The sequence below is a fragment of the Stenotrophomonas sp. 109824_Sma genome (assembly GCF_056480025.1).
On the sequence record NZ_CM151078.1, the window covers coordinates 1,529,508 to 1,544,800 of the forward strand.

General features: G+C 65.0%; 12 protein-coding genes. 8 read left to right on the forward strand and 4 right to left on the reverse strand.

Translation table 11 applies throughout. The features are described 5' to 3' along the window. Positions 1-51 precede the first annotated feature (51 nt). A complete protein-coding gene (locus ACZK1G_RS07070) occupies positions 52-1,620 on the reverse strand; it encodes an MASE1 domain-containing protein (protein WP_101766388.1) in 1,569 nt (522 codons plus the stop codon). Between the two features lie 261 nt (positions 1,621-1,881). On the opposite strand from ACZK1G_RS07070, the gene ACZK1G_RS07075 reads away from it, so the two are divergent. Beyond that, positions 1,882-2,361, forward strand: a complete 480-nt coding sequence (locus ACZK1G_RS07075; protein WP_049446137.1) for a hypothetical protein — start codon at positions 1,882-1,884, stop codon at positions 2,359-2,361. A 99-nt stretch (positions 2,362-2,460) separates the two neighbouring features. Here the strand turns inward: ACZK1G_RS07075 and ACZK1G_RS07080 are convergent, their stop codons facing one another. The 3 genes from ACZK1G_RS07080 to ACZK1G_RS07090 all read right to left on the reverse strand — a co-directional run bounded on the left by ACZK1G_RS07080 (position 2,461) and on the right by ACZK1G_RS07090 (position 7,220). Further along, positions 2,461-4,098 carry an MASE1 domain-containing protein gene (locus ACZK1G_RS07080; RefSeq protein ID WP_233490845.1) on the reverse strand — a complete coding sequence of 546 codons (1,638 nt, stop codon included), beginning with the start codon at positions 4,096-4,098 and terminating at the stop codon, positions 2,461-2,463. Between the two features lie 157 nt (positions 4,099-4,255). Then, positions 4,256-5,860 carry an MASE1 domain-containing protein gene (locus tag ACZK1G_RS07085; protein WP_101765214.1) on the reverse strand — a complete coding sequence of 535 codons (1,605 nt, stop codon included), beginning with the start codon at positions 5,858-5,860 and terminating at the stop codon, positions 4,256-4,258. Positions 5,861-5,942: 82 nt separating this feature from the next. Further along, positions 5,943-7,220: an NAD(P)/FAD-dependent oxidoreductase gene (locus ACZK1G_RS07090; RefSeq protein ID WP_101765215.1), complete on the reverse strand. Its 1,278-nt coding sequence runs from the start codon at positions 7,218-7,220 to the stop codon at positions 5,943-5,945. Between the two features lie 161 nt (positions 7,221-7,381). On the opposite strand from ACZK1G_RS07090, the gene ACZK1G_RS07095 reads away from it, so the two are divergent. From ACZK1G_RS07095 to ACZK1G_RS07125, 7 genes are all read left to right on the forward strand, one after another. Then, the gene (locus ACZK1G_RS07095) at positions 7,382-8,143 is read left to right on the forward strand and encodes a gamma-glutamyl-gamma-aminobutyrate hydrolase family protein (RefSeq protein WP_101765216.1); all 762 of its coding nucleotides are present in this window, start codon (positions 7,382-7,384) and stop codon (positions 8,141-8,143) included. Continuing rightward, a complete protein-coding gene (locus tag ACZK1G_RS07100) occupies positions 8,140-9,537 on the forward strand; it encodes a glutamine synthetase family protein (protein ID WP_014036577.1) in 1,398 nt (465 codons plus the stop codon). The genes ACZK1G_RS07095 and ACZK1G_RS07100 overlap by 4 nt, the downstream gene beginning before the upstream one ends. A 91-nt stretch (positions 9,538-9,628) precedes the next feature. Next, complete coding sequence (locus ACZK1G_RS07105) at positions 9,629-10,738, forward strand: polyamine ABC transporter substrate-binding protein (RefSeq protein WP_014036578.1); 1,110 nt, start codon at positions 9,629-9,631, stop codon at positions 10,736-10,738. Positions 10,739-10,927: 189 nt separating this feature from the next. Next, complete coding sequence (locus ACZK1G_RS07110) at positions 10,928-12,064, forward strand: ABC transporter ATP-binding protein (RefSeq protein WP_101765217.1); 1,137 nt, start codon at positions 10,928-10,930, stop codon at positions 12,062-12,064. Beyond that, positions 12,061-12,993: an ABC transporter permease subunit gene (locus tag ACZK1G_RS07115; RefSeq protein ID WP_049399899.1), complete on the forward strand. Its 933-nt coding sequence runs from the start codon at positions 12,061-12,063 to the stop codon at positions 12,991-12,993. Before ACZK1G_RS07110 ends, ACZK1G_RS07115 begins: the two co-directional genes overlap by 4 nt. Further along, on the forward strand, positions 12,990-13,832 hold the full coding sequence (locus ACZK1G_RS07120) for an ABC transporter permease subunit (RefSeq protein WP_049446123.1): 843 nt from the start codon (positions 12,990-12,992) through the stop codon (positions 13,830-13,832). Before ACZK1G_RS07115 ends, ACZK1G_RS07120 begins: the two co-directional genes overlap by 4 nt. Before the next feature lie 83 nt (positions 13,833-13,915). Continuing rightward, the gene (locus tag ACZK1G_RS07125; protein WP_101765218.1) at positions 13,916-15,280 is read left to right on the forward strand and encodes an NAD-dependent succinate-semialdehyde dehydrogenase; all 1,365 of its coding nucleotides are present in this window, start codon (positions 13,916-13,918) and stop codon (positions 15,278-15,280) included. Positions 15,281-15,293: the final 13 nt, after the last annotated feature.

The window sequence follows — 15,293 nt, forward strand, 5'->3', positions numbered from 1 at the left end:
AACTTTAGGCCAATGCACCGAACGGCGCACGCCACGCCGGGGAGGTTGGAGCTAGGCGAACTCGGAGCGTCGCGCGCTGTCACCCACGGGCAGGGACGGCAGGGATTCGCTGAGTATGACCGTGATTCGATGGCGACGACATTGCAGCACGCCGTCGTAGGCAATCAGGCGACCGCTGAGCCGATCAATCAGTGCAGCTTCGGTGGCCGACGCCAATGGACGGCCGCGATCCAACAGTGCGATGTTCAACATGATGCCGCGACGCTGGCCGAGCCTGCCGCAACGCGCCTGGAGGTGCATCTGCCCCGGCTCATGACTCAGCATCACCGGCACTGCATCGATCAGCAGGCGAAAGGCTGATAGTTGCAGGCCCACGCTCAACTGGCAGGGGTCGCCGGAGAATTGTGGTCGACTCATGCGGCCGGTGGAGTCCCAACCGTCCCGTACGCCGCTGGCTTGCAAGCTGAGGTAAAGCCCGATCTGCTCAATTGCAGTTGGGTAGACCATGCTGGCCTGTTGGCGGAATTGCCATGAATGCGTTGCAGATGTCTGAACCAGATCTGCGGCGATATCGTGGTGACCATGCGTCTTGAGCCAGTCAACGACACCTTGCACCGACATATCCATGCCGTCGCCGATTGATTTCAGCTCCAGTGCCCGTGAACGCAGCGCCTGCTCACCGGCCAGGTGTGAGGCGCGCGCCAGTTCTACCGTGTTCCGGCCACTATCTTCATGCTCCTGGTACTTGCGTTGGTAGTGGCTGATACCAGATCCCAATGCGAGCAGCGCGACGCTTATTACGCAAAGGCTCTGCTGCGTGGAGAAGGCTCCCAGATCAAACGAAGCGGGTAGTCCAGTGCTTGGTGTAGATGCGAGCACGATCAGATTCAGTAGCGGCACTGCGATTGCCGCGCCGCGCCAACCATGCAGGAAGGCAAGTGAGATTGCCGGGAGCGAAGCCATCAGGACGAGTTGCTCGCGGGTGGTGTTGGCCGCAGCCGGTGTCAGCTTCATTGCCAATCCAAGCGCCATGATCAGTGCGATGGCTGTGGCGGTGAAAGCAACGAAGCGGGTGCTCCATGCTGGTTCGGAGTGACGTCGCAGCCAGAGCAGTGCCAGTGGTGCAAGCGTAAGGATGCCGGTGGTTTGGCCTAGCAGAGTACGTCCCACCCGCTCGAGCATCATTTCCGGGTCTGGGCCTGGCCACAGCAGACGCGCAAGTCCCATGTTCAGCAGACTGACTGCAATGCCTGCGGAGAACGACAGGGAGAGCAGCCATAGTCCGCCCGCGGTAGGGATATGCCTGCGATGGAAATGCACGATCAGCATTGCCACGGGCATCAGGCCAATCGAGCCCAGAATGACCCAGGCCAGCCCATGAGTTGTCGCCATCGGCACGCGAATCTGCGCGAAGTAGGCATATTCGCCTAGTAGTAGATACGGCCACAGGCGCGGGGGCGTCAGCAGAAGTGCGGCAATCCGCACGCCTGCAGGCAGGTAGAACTGGTCAAGCGACATCTGCCGGGTGACAAGGCAGGCAACGGCATAAACGACGGCTATGAAGAAGCCTGTGGGACGCAGGCGGACGTCTATCTGGATTCCATCCTTCCACCAGCTCACTGTTGACCCCCGGCTCAGTTGAGACTCATCGTCCCGCCGCTGCATGACTTGACCAGCGCGAAGGTATCGGCAGATGCCAAGCGGTGCAACGGCCCGGTGGGCACTTCCCTCGGGAACACTGGCCACGACGCCTGCGATGGCACCCCCATGGGAGCACCGGTATGCTGCGGATATCTGGGCTTTGACTGTTTCTGTGGACGATTCCATCCGGTCAGGAAGTGGTGTTTCGCCCTTCGACCGAGGTCAACGCGGAGCGCCTGGATGCAGTACTTCAATCCAACCATGGAGATGCCTGTGAGATTTTCCCGATTTTCCGTTGCGGCGACTACTGCAGTCCTGTTGTCCCTGCCTATGCTGGCTTCAGCCTCCTGCTGCACGACCGGAGGCAATGGTGTTCAGACGGCAAACGCCGGCCTGGGCGAAAGCCAGCCTGTTGCTGTCAATTCGAGTTTGGATCCGGCCTGGTTCGTCTATGCCTTCCAGCGCGATGGTGTGACGTACTACCAGGTCAATGATTCCGTGGGCCAGGTGGTCCTGATCATCGGCAATATCGATTCCACGTTCTGGACCCTGCCTGCAGGAAATGCGGCGGTCCGCGTCTCGTTGCCGTCGCAGCGGTTGGCGGTGCCGGCGACGGCGCGCAGGCGTCTGGTATTCCAGGCATCGGACTTCTCGTTGGCCGTCCATGGGGAAGGTCAGGGGGCAATCTGGTCCGTAGAGCCTGCCGCCAGCGGAAAGTGAAAGACCCGGGTTGGCAGACAGGATGCCTGCGGCGGCCTGGAGCCGTCGCAGGTTACCGTTTCCTACCGCCTCGATGATGTGTACTGGCGGTGCTGCGAATCAGTACTTGGCCGGCATATCAATCGGCGCAACTGCCTGTGGCTGCACGCTGTCGCCCAGCATCTCCCGGGGAGCATCCCGCATGACTATCCGGATCCGGTTGCCCAGGCAGTCGACTGAGCCTGAGTAGGCCTGTGTACGTGCAGATAGACGGTCAATTGCCAGACTGACGGTTGCGGACGCCAATGTGCTCCTGCGGTCGAGCATCGCCACCGTGATCAGGATCCCCTTGTGTCGTCCCGAGCGTCCGCAGCGGGCTCGGAGCTGGATCTGGCCCCGTTCTTCCTTGAGCAGCAGAGACACGGATTCGGCCAGGACACGATAGGCCGCAAGTTGCAGTCCTATGCCCAGCTGGCAGGGGTCGCCCTGAAGTACCGGGCGGACCACGCGATGGCTGTCTTCCCAGGCTTCGCTCAAGCCTCCTGCCCGAAGGGCAACATAGAGCCCCGCGTGTTCGAGCTCGGTGGGATAGACCATGCTGGTCAGCTCGCGGAACTTGCGCGAGCGTGAGGAAAATGTCCGCAGCAGGTCGATTGCCGGCCCTTCCTGGCCGTGAGTCCTGAGCAGCTTCAGCGTTTCGTCGAGGGCTGCTTCAATCTCGTCGGCAACCCTGCGCAGGCCGAGGGCCCGCTCGCGCAGGTCCATTTCACTGGCAAGATGAGCCGAACGCGAGAGCATGGTCGTCTGCGGCTCCTGCACCTGGGCTGGTGTGAACTGATGGTACTGATGGGTGATACGGGAACCTAGGGCCAGCAGGGTAGTGCCCGTGATCGCGATGATCTGTTGCGTGAAGAAGGTCGTCTGGTCGAACGACCCCGGCAGGCCGGTGCTGGGCATGGTCACGCTGAGAATCATGTTCATCAGTGGTACGCCTACAGCCGCACCGCGCCAGCCATGAAGGCATGTCAGTGCAATCACGGGTAATGTCATCAGCAACTGCAGGATCGCCCGTGCAGAGTCATCGCGCGCGCCGACCGTGGCGATGAGGATGCTGAGCGCACACAATGCGCAGAGCGCCACTATCGTGGGCCGCATCCGCCAGGCTGACCAGTCGTAGCCGGCATGACGACGGATCCACAGCAAGGCAAGGGGTGCCACGGTCAAGATGGCGATGTAGTCACCCAGCACAAAGAGTGCTGCATTGGTGTAGAACGGCATGGACGGCGGGACCGGCCAAAGCGCGTGGGAAAGGCCGAGCTTGAGGGCGCTGGCGATCAGTGCAGCCGACGCCGCGACGGAGAGCAGCCAGCTCTCGCTGGTGGATCCCATCGCCTTGCGGTGGAGATGGACGATCAAAGCGACAGCCGGCATCAGGCATGCCGAGCCGAGGATCACCCAGCTCATCCCGTACTCATCGATCATGGGATAGCGCAACTGTGCGAAGTACGCGTACTCACCCAGGATAAGGTATGGCCACAGCCGTGGCGGACACAGCAGCAGAGCGGCCACACGGATGCCGGCAGGCAGAAAGAACTGATCGACGGAGAAGTGACGCGCCCCCCAGCAGGCGACGGCATACAGCACAGCAAGAGCGAGGCCGACCGGTCGGATACGGAAGCTCAGTTCAAATCCACTCTTCAACCAACTCAAACTCAAGCCTCCCTTGCTCGTCCCGCGCCATCGCAGTCCCGGCGACACCGAATGCGTCCTTCAGCCTCGACAGTATCTGTTGATGCCGATGGGTGCAATCTTGCATGTTGGGGGACGCCAGGCGCACGCTCATCAGCTGTGAAGACGCCTCCGTTGGAAGTCACCAAGCGGCTGTGAAGTCCATCTCAGTTTTCTGCTCCGGGGGTCAGGTCCGTGAGGGAGGGACAATCGGGCCGAGCGAACTGTCCCGGTGGGCTTCACGAACGGGGCGGGACTCGGTATGGGGAGTGCCTACCGTCTCGATGAGGTGTATCCGGGCGCGATTGCTCCGGCATTGAATCGTGCCGCGGTATGCGAGCACGCGGCCGGTCAACTGATCTGTGACCATGGCCATTGTCGCCTGCGAAAGACGTTGGCGTGGATTGAGCGTGGCCGCAACGAGCAAGATGCCTTGCTGTGTGCCAAGGCGGCCGCAGCGCGCCCGCACAGTGAGCTGGCCGGATTCGTTGCCAAGCAGGATGGATATCGCCTCGACGATCGAGCGGTAGGCCGCCAACTGCAAGCCGGGACTGAGGGCGCAGGGATCGCCCATCAACCAGGGTTGATTGACTCGGTGGGTATTGCCCCACGCCTCGCGCACCCCACCTGCCTGCAGTGCCACGTACAGGCCCAGTCGTTCCAGCGCAGCGGGATAGATCATGCTGGCCTGGGCCCTGAACAGGCGCGAATGCACCTCCGACGTATGTCGCAGGCTATCGGCCACGGCGTGATGCCCCTGCGCATGCAACCAGTTCACCATCTCGTTCAGTGACAGGTCCATGCCATCGCCCAGCTGGCGCAGGTGCGCCGCCCGTTCACGCAGGTCCATCTCGCTGGCCAGGTGTGAATTCCGCGCAAGCTGCAGGGCTGCCCGGCCATCTTCCTCGCGCAACCGATGCTGGTTTTGGAAGTGGGTGATGCGTGCGCCCAGCAGCAGCAGGGCGATGCTGGCGATGGTCATGGCCTGTTGTGTGGCGAAGGTCGCCTGATCGAATGACGCGGGGTGGTCCGAAGGGGTACTCAAGCCAAGGATCATGTTCATGGCAGCGACGCCGATGGCCGCTCCACGCCATCCCAGGAGGCAGGTCAGGGCGATCGCGGGAATAGGCAGGATCAACAACAGCTGCAGGGAGCCCGGGGCCGTGATCGACGCAGGTACCGGCGTCGCCTGCAGGCCAATGACCAGCATGGCTCCGAGTGCTCCTGCCACGGCAGCAACGGACCGGGGCATCCATTGTTCCTCGGCGCGACGGATCCAGAGCAGTGCGAGTGGCGCCAGGATGAGGATGCCGGTGAAGTCGCCCAGTGCATAACGCAACACGTTGGTGATGAATGACGCTTCACGCAACGGTTCCCAGAGCAGGTAGGAAATTCCCAGGTTGAGCAGGCTGATGACCAGCGCGGCGCATATCGCAATGGAAATCACGCCGACGATCGTGGTGCGCGCCAGCAGCTTGCGGTGCAGGCGCACGATCAGCATTACGGCAGGCATCAGGAACACCGAGGCGAGGATCACCCAGGTCAGGTTGTATTTGCTGATCAGGGGGATGCGCAGATGCGCGAAGTAGGCGTATTCACCGATCAGCAGGTAGGGCCAAAGACGGGGCGGACACAGCAGCAGGGCGGCCACCCGCACGCCAGCAGGTAGGAAGAACTGGTCCAGCGACAGCTTGCGCGCAGCCCAGCAGGCGAGGGCATAGACCAGCGCCAGTGCCAGCCCCTCGGGGCTGACCCGTATCCTCACCAGCAGGCCGTCCTTCCACCACTGCATCCACGTGCTCCCCCAGCTCCTGGGCCGATTATGCAAACAAAGAGCGGCCATGGATCAAGTCATGGGGGCGGGAAGGCTTCGGCTACCACAACGCATCCCGCAACTTGTACCAGGACATCGCCGCCACCAGCAGCGGCGTGCGCAGCAGCCGGCCGCCGGGGAAGGGCGCATGGCGCAGGCGCTGGAACACGTCCAGGCGCTCGCTCTGCCCGGCGATGGCAGCGGCAATCACCTCGCCGGCCAGTCCGGCGGCGGCCACCCCATGGCCGGAGAACCCCTGCGCGAAGTACAGGTTGCCGTCCAGCCGGCCCCAGTGCGGGGCACGGTTGCGGGTAATGTCCACATAGCCGCCCCAGACCTGGTCCAGCGCCACGTCAGCCAACTGCGGAAATACCTCATGCATGCGCCGCTGCATCACCCCGCGCAGACCGGGCGGCGGCAGCGCCGAATAGCTGGCGCGGCCGCCGAACAGCAGCCGGTGGTCGTGGCTGAGGCGGAAGTAGTCCAGTGCCCAAGCGGTGTCGGCCACGGCCATGTTGTTGCCGATCAGGGCACGGGCACGCTCGGCGCCGAGCGGCGCGCTGGCGCCGATATAGGTGCCGACCGGCATGATGCACCGCTCCAGCTCGGGCAGCAGGCCCTGCAGCCAGGCGTTGCCGGCGACCACCAGATGCACGGCGCGCACGCTGCCCTGTGCGGTGTGCAGGGCAGGCTGCGGTCCGCGCTGCACGCGGGTCACCGCGGAGTTCTCATGGATCACCACGCCGGCCGCGCGCGCTGCATTGGCCAGCCCGCGCGCGTAGGCCAGCGGGTGCAGGTGCGCGCTGAGCGGATCGAACATTGCGGCGCGGTAGCGCGGGCTGTCCAGCTGCGCGCGCAGTGCATTGCGGTCCCACCACTGCATGGGGTAGTCGTAGTGGCGCTGCAGGTGCTCGCAGTTGGCACGCAGGTCGCGCTCATGGCGTTCGCGGATGGCGACGCTGGCATGGCCTTCCACCCAATGGCAGTCGATGCCATGGCGGTCGATGCGCGTACGCATGGCCTGCACCGCATCGCGCGACCAGTCGAACAGATGGCGCGCGTCTTCACGGCCGAGCTGGCGCTCCAGCTCGTCCACCTCGCAGCCATAGCCGACCAGCGCCTGCCCGCCGTTGCGGCCGGATGCGCCCCAGCCGATCCGCTGCGCTTCCAGCAGCACCACGCGCTGGCCACGGGCGGCCAGTTCCAGCGCGGCTGTCAGGCCGGTGTAGCCGGCGCCGAGCACCGCCACATCGGCCTGCACATCTCCCTGCAAAGGGGGCAGCGCGGCCGGCTCGGGGAGACTGGCGGCGTACCAGCTGGGCGGGAAGGCGGCGCTCACTGCTGGCCTCGCGCTTGCTGAGCAGATGGTCGGAGTGGGGGAGGGTGATCGGTGTTCACCCGCGTAGTTTCGCCGATGCGTGACGGCCATGGCGTGACGGTGATGACTTGCCGCGTTCTTTGGCCGACGGGTAACGTGTCCATACGCCAAGGAGTTTTCCCATGCGCCGCCTGCCCTGGGTGGGCCTGCCCACCGACAGCACCGTGCTCGGCCATCACCGTTTCGCGATGGCCGGCGAGAAGTACGTGCGCGCGCTGGCCGAGGCGGCCGAGGTGACCCCGGTGGTGTTGCCCAGCCTGCAGCCACCGCTGCCGGCCGGTAACTGGCTGAAGGGGCTGGATGGCCTGCTGCTGACCGGTGCGGTCAGCAATATCGAACCGCAGCACTACGAAGGTGGCCGCAGCTGGCCAGGCAATCCGCATGACCCGGCCCGGGATGCCAATGCCTTTGCGTTGCTGCACGAGGCACTGGCACTGGATCTGCCGGTGCTGGCGATCTGCCGCGGTTTCCAGGAATTGAACGTCGCGCTGGGTGGCAGCCTGCATCCGCAGGTGCATGCGGTGCCCGGCCTGGCCGACCATCGCGAAGACCCGCAGGCGCCGGTGGAAGTGCAGTATGGGCCGGCCCATGCGGTGACCCTGGCCGCCGATGGCTGGCTGGCGCAGTGGCACGGCAGTGGCCGCGCGCAGGTCAATTCGGTGCACGGGCAGGGTATCGCCCGCCTGGCGCAGGGGCTGCGGGTGGAAGCCGTGGCCGACGATGGGCTGGTCGAAGCGGCACGCAGCCTGCACCATGGTTTCGTGCTCGGCGTACAGTGGCACCCGGAGTGGCGTGTCATGCAGGCGCCGTTCTATCACGCTATTTTCCGTGCGTTCGGCCAAGCTTGCCGGCAGCACCAACAGAACCGACTGGATTCCCGATGAGTTCCCGAACGCGCCCGCGCAAGACGGCCACGCCCCCCGCACCGCAGGAAAGCACGCTGCTGCGCTGGCTGAAGGAGCGGCGCATCACCGAGGTGGAATGCCTGGTGCCGGACATCACCGGCAACGCGCGCGGCAAGATCATTCCCGCCGACAAGTTCTCGCATGACTACGGTACGCGGCTGCCCGAAGGCATCTTCGCCACCACCGTCACCGGCGAGTTTCCCGATGACTACTACGAGCTGACCTCGCCGTCGGACTCGGACATGATGCTGCGCCCCGATCCGGATACGGTGCGGATGGTGCCGTGGGCGGCCGACGCCACCGCGCAGGTCATCCACGATTGCTACACCAAGAACGGCGAGCCGCATGAGCTGGCACCGCGCAACGTGCTGCGCCGCGTGCTGGCGGCCTATGCCGAACTGGGCCTGCGTCCGGTGGTGGCGCCGGAGCTGGAGTTCTTCCTGGTGCAGAAGAACACCGACCCGGACTTCCCGCTGCTGCCACCGGCCGGCCGCTCCGGGCGCCCGGAAACCGCGCGGCAGTCGTACTCCATCGATGCGGTCAACGAGTTCGACCCGATCCTCGACCTGATGTACGACTATGCCGATGCGATGAAGCTGGACGTGGACACCCTGATCCACGAATCCGGCGCGGCCCAGCTGGAAGTCAACTTCACCCACGCCGATGCGATGGACCTGGCCGACCAGGTGTTCCTGTTCAAGCGCACCATGCGCGAGGCGGCGATGCGCCACGGTGTCTATGCCACGTTCCTGGCCAAGCCGATGGAGAACGAACCGGGCAGTGCCATGCACATCCACCAGAGCCTGGTGCGGGTGAGCGATGGCAGCAACGTGTTCGCCGGCGAGACCGATGCCGAGGGCGAGTTCAGCCCGGTGTTCGGCCACTACCTGGGCGGCCTGCAGAAGTACGCACCGCAGGCGATGGCGTTCTTCGCGCCGAACGTGAACTCCTACCGCCGGCTGGTGTTCGGCGAAGTCTCGCCGAGCAACGTCCACTGGGGCTTCGACAACCGCACTTGCGGCCTGCGCGTGCCGCTGGATACGCCGGAGAACATGCGCGTGGAGAGCCGTTTCGCCGGGTCCGATGCCAATCCCTACCTGGCGATGGCCGCGACCCTGGCCTGCGGCCTGCTCGGCATCCGTGAGCGGCTGGCGCCGGATGCGCCGGTGACCGGCAGTGCCAAAGAGCTGGGGTACAACCTGCCGCGCTCGCTGGGCGAGGCGCTGGACGGGCTGGAGCAGTGCAGCGAGCTGCAGGCCCTGCTGGGTGAGCGCTTCTGCCGGGCCTACATCTCGGTCAAGCGCAAGGAATACGAGACCTTTTTCCGCGTCATCAGCTCGTGGGAGCGCGAGTTCCTGCTGCTGAACGTCTGAGCATCCGGAATAGAAAAATCCGCCGCCGGGGGGTAGGCTGGCACCCGTCGCCGGCCCCGCCGGCCCCCCTTCCCGCATTCTGGAGCACCCGATGAAGCTGCGTATCCTCACGCTCGGCCTGGCCTCCGCCATGCTCGCCGCCTGCAGCGGTGGCAACGGCGGCGCGCAGGACAGCCAGGTCCTGAACGTCTACAACTACAGCGATTACATCGCCGAGGACACCATTCCGACCTTCGAGAAGGAGAGCGGGATCAAGGTGACCTACGATGTGTTCGACAGCGATGAGATGGTCGAGACCAAGCTGCTGGCCGGCAACAGCGGCTATGACGTGGTGGTGCCGACCCTGAACTTCTTCGGCCGCCAGATCCAGGCCGGCGTGTTCCTGCCGCTGGACAAGAGCAAGATCCCGAACCTGGCCAACCTCGATCCGGCGGTGATGAAGCGCATCGCCACCCAGGACCCGGGCAACCAGTACGGCGTGCCGTACATGATCGGCACCACCGGCATCGGCTACAACGTGGACATGCTGAAGCAGCGCTTCGGCGGCAGCGCCGACATCGCCAACAGCTGGGACCTGGTGTTCAAGCCGGAGAACATCAGCAAGATGAAGGACTGCGGCGTGACCATCCTGGACACGCCGGCGGACATGATCCCGATCGCACTGCATTACCTGGGTCTGGACCCGCACAGTGGCGACCCGGCCGAGCTGCAGAAGGCCGCCGACCTGCTGAAGTCGATCCGCCCGTACGTGCAGAACTTCCACTCCTCGCAGTACGTGGGTTCGCTGGCCAACGGCGGTACCTGCCTGGTGGTCGGCTGGTCGGGTGACATCATCCAGGCCCGCGACCGCGCCGAGGAAGCCAGCAATGGCGTGCACGTGGCCTATTCGATTCCGAAGGAAGGCGCACCGCAGTGGTTCGACATGCTGGCGATCCCGAAGGATGCCAAGCATCCGGAGGCGGCCTACGCCTTCATCAACTACCTGCTGCAGCCGAAGGTTGCCGCAGCCAACACCAACTTCATCCATTACGCCAACCCGGTGCCGACCGCGACCCCGCTGGTGGATGAGGCGATCCGTACCGACCCGACCATCTACCCGCCGGCCGACGTGGCCGAGAAGATGTTCACCTATTCGATCAACACGCCGGAGACCGACAAGCTCTACACCCGGCTGTGGACCGAGGTGAAGACCGGGCGCTAAGGGCTGGCTGGCAGGTGGGTGCCGACCGTTGGTCGGCATGCTTTTCCGGCAGGGCCGACCAACGGTCGGCCCCCACCAGATCTGCAGATCCCCCTGGCCCGGTGGGTGCCACCCGTTGCCGTCATATCCCCATCGGCCCCCGGCCGGTAGAATGGCGGCCGCTGTCCACCGCCCGCTCCCGGAGCCCCCATGCCCGTTGAAGCCCAGCCGGTAGCCGCCGTCGTCGAAACGACCGGTGCGCCCGGCTATCTCTCCATTCGTGACCTGCGCAAGGAATTCGACGGTTTCGTCGCCGTCGACGACGTCAACCTGGACGTGCGCAAGGGCGAGATCTTTGCCCTGCTCGGTGGCTCCGGCAGTGGCAAGTCGACCCTGCTGCGCTGCCTGGGCGGCTTCGAGACGCCTACCAAGGGCAGCATCACCCTCGATGGCCAGCGCCTGGACGCGCTGCCGCCGTACCAGCGGCCGGTCAACATGATGTTCCAGTCCTACGCCCTGTTCCCGCACATGACGGTCGAGCAGAACATCGCCTTCGGCCTGAAGCAGGATGGCCTGGGCAAGGACGCGATCAGCAAGCGCGTCGGCGAGATGCTGGAGCTGGTGCAGATGGGCCACCTGGGCAAGCGAAAGCCACACCAGCTGTCCGGCGGCCAGCAGCAGCGCGTGGCGCTGGCGCGGTCGCTGGCCAAGGGGCCGAAGCTGCTGCTGCTGGACGAGCCGATGGGCGCGCTGGACAAGAAGCTGCGCTCGCAGATGCAGCTGGAACTGGTCAGCATCATCGAGTCGTCGGGCGTGACCTGCGTGATGGTCACCCACGACCAGGAAGAAGCGATGACCATGGCCACCCGCATCGCGGTGATGGATGCCGGCTGGATCCAGCAGGTCGGCAAGCCGGATGAGGTCTACGAGCAGCCGGCCAACCGCTTCGTCGCCGAGTTCATCGGTTCGGTCAACCTGTTCGACGGGGTGATCGACGAGGACCTGCCGGAGTACGTGACCGTACGCTCGCCGCTGTTCCCGGCGCCGATCTACATCGCCCATGGCATCACCGGCTATGAAGGGCAGCCGGTCGCGTTCGCGCTGCGCCCGGAGAAGGTGATGATCGGCAAGGACGAGCCGGAAGGGCATACCAACAAGGCGCAGGGCGTGATCGAGGACATTGCCTACTTCGGCAGCCACTCGGTCTACCACGTGCGCCTGCCCAGCGGCGCCAAGGTGCTGGCCAACTTCGCCAACTCGCAGCGCTGGGCCAGCGATGGCCTGACCTGGGGCGACAGCGTATGGGTGCACTGGCGCGACAACGACGGCGTGGTGCTGACCTCATGAGCGTCGCCGGCCTGAAGCGCTGGCTGCCGGGGCTGCGTGCCACGGTGATCGGCATTCCGTACCTGTGGCTGCTGCTGTTCTTCGCAGTGCCGTTCCTGATCGTGCTGATGATCAGCTTCTCGCTCAGCCGGGTCGGCTCGCCGCCGTACACCTGGCTGCTGCAGTACGCCGACGGCGGCTTCTCGCTGAAGCTGAACCTGGAGAACTACCTGGCGCTGTTCCGCGATTCGATCTATGCGCAGGCGTTCCTGAGCTCGATCAAGATCGCGGCGATCTCGACCTTCCTGACCCTGCTGATCGGCTACCCGATGGCCTATGCCATCGCCCGCCTGTCGCCGGCCGCGCGCAACGTCGCGATGATGCTGGTGGTGCTGCCATCGTGGACCTCGTTCCTGATCCGCGTGTATGCATGGAAGGCGATCCTGGACCGCAACGGCCTGCTCGACCAGTTCCTGCAGTTCACCGGCCTGCAGACGCTGATGACCAGCATGGGCCTGCCCAAGCTGCAGCTGATCGATACCCCGACCGCCGCCTATATCGGCATCGTCTACTGCTATCTGCCGTTCATGGTGCTGCCGCTGTACGCCAACCTGGTCAAGCATGACCACCGCCTGCTGGAAGCCGCCTACGACCTTGGTGCCAAGCCGTGGCAGGCGTTCCTGCGCATCACCCTGCCGTTGTCCAAGGCCGGCATCATCGCCGGTTGCATGCTGGTGATGATTCCGGCCATTGGTGAATTCGTGATCCCGGAAATGCTGGGTGGCTCGGAGACGCTGATGGTGGGCCGCCAGCTGTGGAACGAGTTCTTCAACAACCGCAACTGGCCGGGCGCCTCGGCGATGGCGGTGGCGATGATCCTGTTGCTGCTGGTGCCGATCCTGCTGTTCAACCGTTCCCAGCAGCGCCTGCTGGAAGGGAAGCAGGCATGAGCCCGCGTACCGCCAAGGGCCTGGGGCTGGGCGTGCTGCTGCTCGGCTTCGCCTTCCTGTACCTGCCGATCCTGCTGTTGATGTTCTATTCGTTCAACAGCTCGCGGCTGGCGATGGTCTGGGCCGGGTTCTCCACCCGTGCCTACAGCGACCTGTTCGCCGACCGCGCGCTGATGGATGCGATGTGGACCAGCCTGGTGGTGGCGTTCTGGACTGCCTGCACGGCCACCGTGCTGGGCACGCTGGCGGCGATGGTGATGACGCGCTTCAAGCGCTTCCGTGGCAAGCCGCTGTTCGGCGCGCTGGTGACCGCGCCGCTGGTGATGCCAGATGTGATCCTGGGCTTCTCGCTGATGGCGCTGCTGGCCTCGATGGGCGCGATTCCCGGCTTCCCGGCGCGTGGCCTGACCACCATCTGGATCGCCCACGTCACCTTCACCCTGTGCTTCGTCACCGTGGTGGTGTCCTCGCGGCTGCAGGAAATGGACCTGTCGCTGGAAGAGGCGGCGATGGACCTGGGCGCCAGCCGGTTGACTGTGTTCGGCCGCATCACCCTGCCGATCATCGCACCGGCGCTGGTGGCGGGCTGGCTGCTGGCGTTCACCCTGTCGCTGGATGACGTGGTGGTGGCCAGCTTCGTTGCCACGCCGGGCTCGACCACGCTGCCGATGAAGGTGTTCGCCTCGGTGCGCATGGGCATCAGCCCGAAGATCAATGCGCTGGCCACGCTGCTGGTGTCGGCGGTATCGATCGCCGCGGTGATCGGCTGGTACATCAATGCCCGCGCCGAGAAGCGACGCCAGCGCGACCTTCAGCTGGCGCGGCAGGAAAACGGCTGAGCACACGGCCTGTCGACAGTGCCGGCAACATCCGGCTCACGGGCAACCGCGCACAATGGGGATCTTCCAGATGGAGATCCCCCATGACCGTCGAGATCGTCGACCCGGCCACCGGCCTGGTGACCTACCGCCATGAACTGATGGGTGCTGCCGACATCGAGCAGCGCCTGCAGGCCGCTGCCGATGCCTTCCCCGGCTGGGCTGATCACTCGTTGCAGGATCGCGGTGCCATCCTGCGCCGGATCGCCGCGCAACTACGCACGCGCCGTGACGATCTGCAGCAGGCGATGACCCATGAGATGGGCAAGCTCAAGGCCGAAGCGCTGGCCGAGGTCGACAAGTGCGCGGCCGCCTGCGAGTACTACGCCGACCATGCTGCCGACTACCTGAAGCCGCAGCTGATCGATACCGAAGCACAGCGCAGCTATGTGCGCTACGAGCCGATCGGCTGTGTGTTCGCGGTGATGCCGTGGAATTTCCCGATCTGGCAGGTGTTCCGTTTCCTCGCGCCGGCGTTCATGGCCGGCAACGTGGCCCTGCTCAAGCACGCCAGCAACGTGCCGCAGTGCGCCGACCTGATCCTGGCGGTGTGCCGTGATGGCGGCCTGCCCGACGGCGTGTTCGACGTGTTGCACATCGACAACGAGCAGGCCGCCGAGGTGCTGCGCGACACACGGGTGAAGGCGGTGACACTGACCGGCAGCGAGCGGGCAGGGCGCTCGATCGCTTCCAATGCCGGCGGCCAGCTGAAGAAATCGGTGATGGAGCTGGGCGGCAGCGATGCCTTCGTGGTGCTCGACGATGCCGACCTCGACAAGACCGTGGCGGCGGCGGTGAAGTCGCGCTTCGACAACAGCGGGCAGACCTGCATCGCGGCCAAGCGCTTCATCGTGGTCGATGCGGTGGCCGATGAGTTCACCCGGCGCTTCGTTGAAGCCGCGGGTGAGCGTCAGTACGGCGATCCCAATGAACGTGGCACCACGCTGGCGCCGATGGCACGTGCGGACCTGCGCGATGAGCTGCACAAACAGGTGCAGGGCAGCGTGGCCAAGGGCGCGCGCATTCTGGTTGGTGGCGAGCCCATTGCCGGCACGCACGCGGGCTATCCGGCGACCGTGCTCGATCAGGTCGGCCCGGGCATGCCGGCCTACGACGAGGAGCTGTTCGGACCTGTCGCTGCGGTGATCCGGGTCAAGGATGAGGCCGAGGCACTGCGCGTGGCCAATGACACCCGCTTCGGCCTGGGCGGCAGCGTGTGGACGCGCGATCCGGTGCGCGGCGAACGTTTCGCCCAGCGCATGGAATGCGGTGCCGCGTTCGTCAACGCCATCGTCAAGAGCGACGCGCGGCTGCCGTTCGGTGGCAGCAAGCAGTCCGGCTTTGGTCGGGAGCTGGCCGACCACGGCATCCATGAGTTCATGAACATCAAGACCGTCTACGTGGCTTGATTCCGAACGGTAG

Bases quoted from the DNA above. Each gene is read 5' to 3' on its own strand.
- ACZK1G_RS07075 (WP_049446137.1), top strand. From the start codon at position 1,882: ATGCAGTACTTCAATCCAACCATGGAGATGCCTGTGAGATTTTCCCGA.
- ACZK1G_RS07085 (WP_101765214.1), bottom strand. From the start codon at position 5,860: ATGCAGTGGTGGAAGGACGGCCTGCTGGTGAGGATACGGGTCAGCCCC.
- ACZK1G_RS07095 (WP_101765216.1), top strand. From the start codon at position 7,382: ATGCGCCGCCTGCCCTGGGTGGGCCTGCCCACCGACAGCACCGTGCTC.
- ACZK1G_RS07100 (WP_014036577.1), top strand. From the start codon at position 8,140: ATGAGTTCCCGAACGCGCCCGCGCAAGACGGCCACGCCCCCCGCACCG.
- ACZK1G_RS07105 (WP_014036578.1), top strand. From the start codon at position 9,629: ATGAAGCTGCGTATCCTCACGCTCGGCCTGGCCTCCGCCATGCTCGCC.
- ACZK1G_RS07110 (WP_101765217.1), top strand. From the start codon at position 10,928: ATGCCCGTTGAAGCCCAGCCGGTAGCCGCCGTCGTCGAAACGACCGGT.
- ACZK1G_RS07115 (WP_049399899.1), top strand. From the start codon at position 12,061: ATGAGCGTCGCCGGCCTGAAGCGCTGGCTGCCGGGGCTGCGTGCCACG.
- ACZK1G_RS07120 (WP_049446123.1), top strand. From the start codon at position 12,990: ATGAGCCCGCGTACCGCCAAGGGCCTGGGGCTGGGCGTGCTGCTGCTC.
- ACZK1G_RS07125 (WP_101765218.1), top strand. From the start codon at position 13,916: ATGACCGTCGAGATCGTCGACCCGGCCACCGGCCTGGTGACCTACCGC.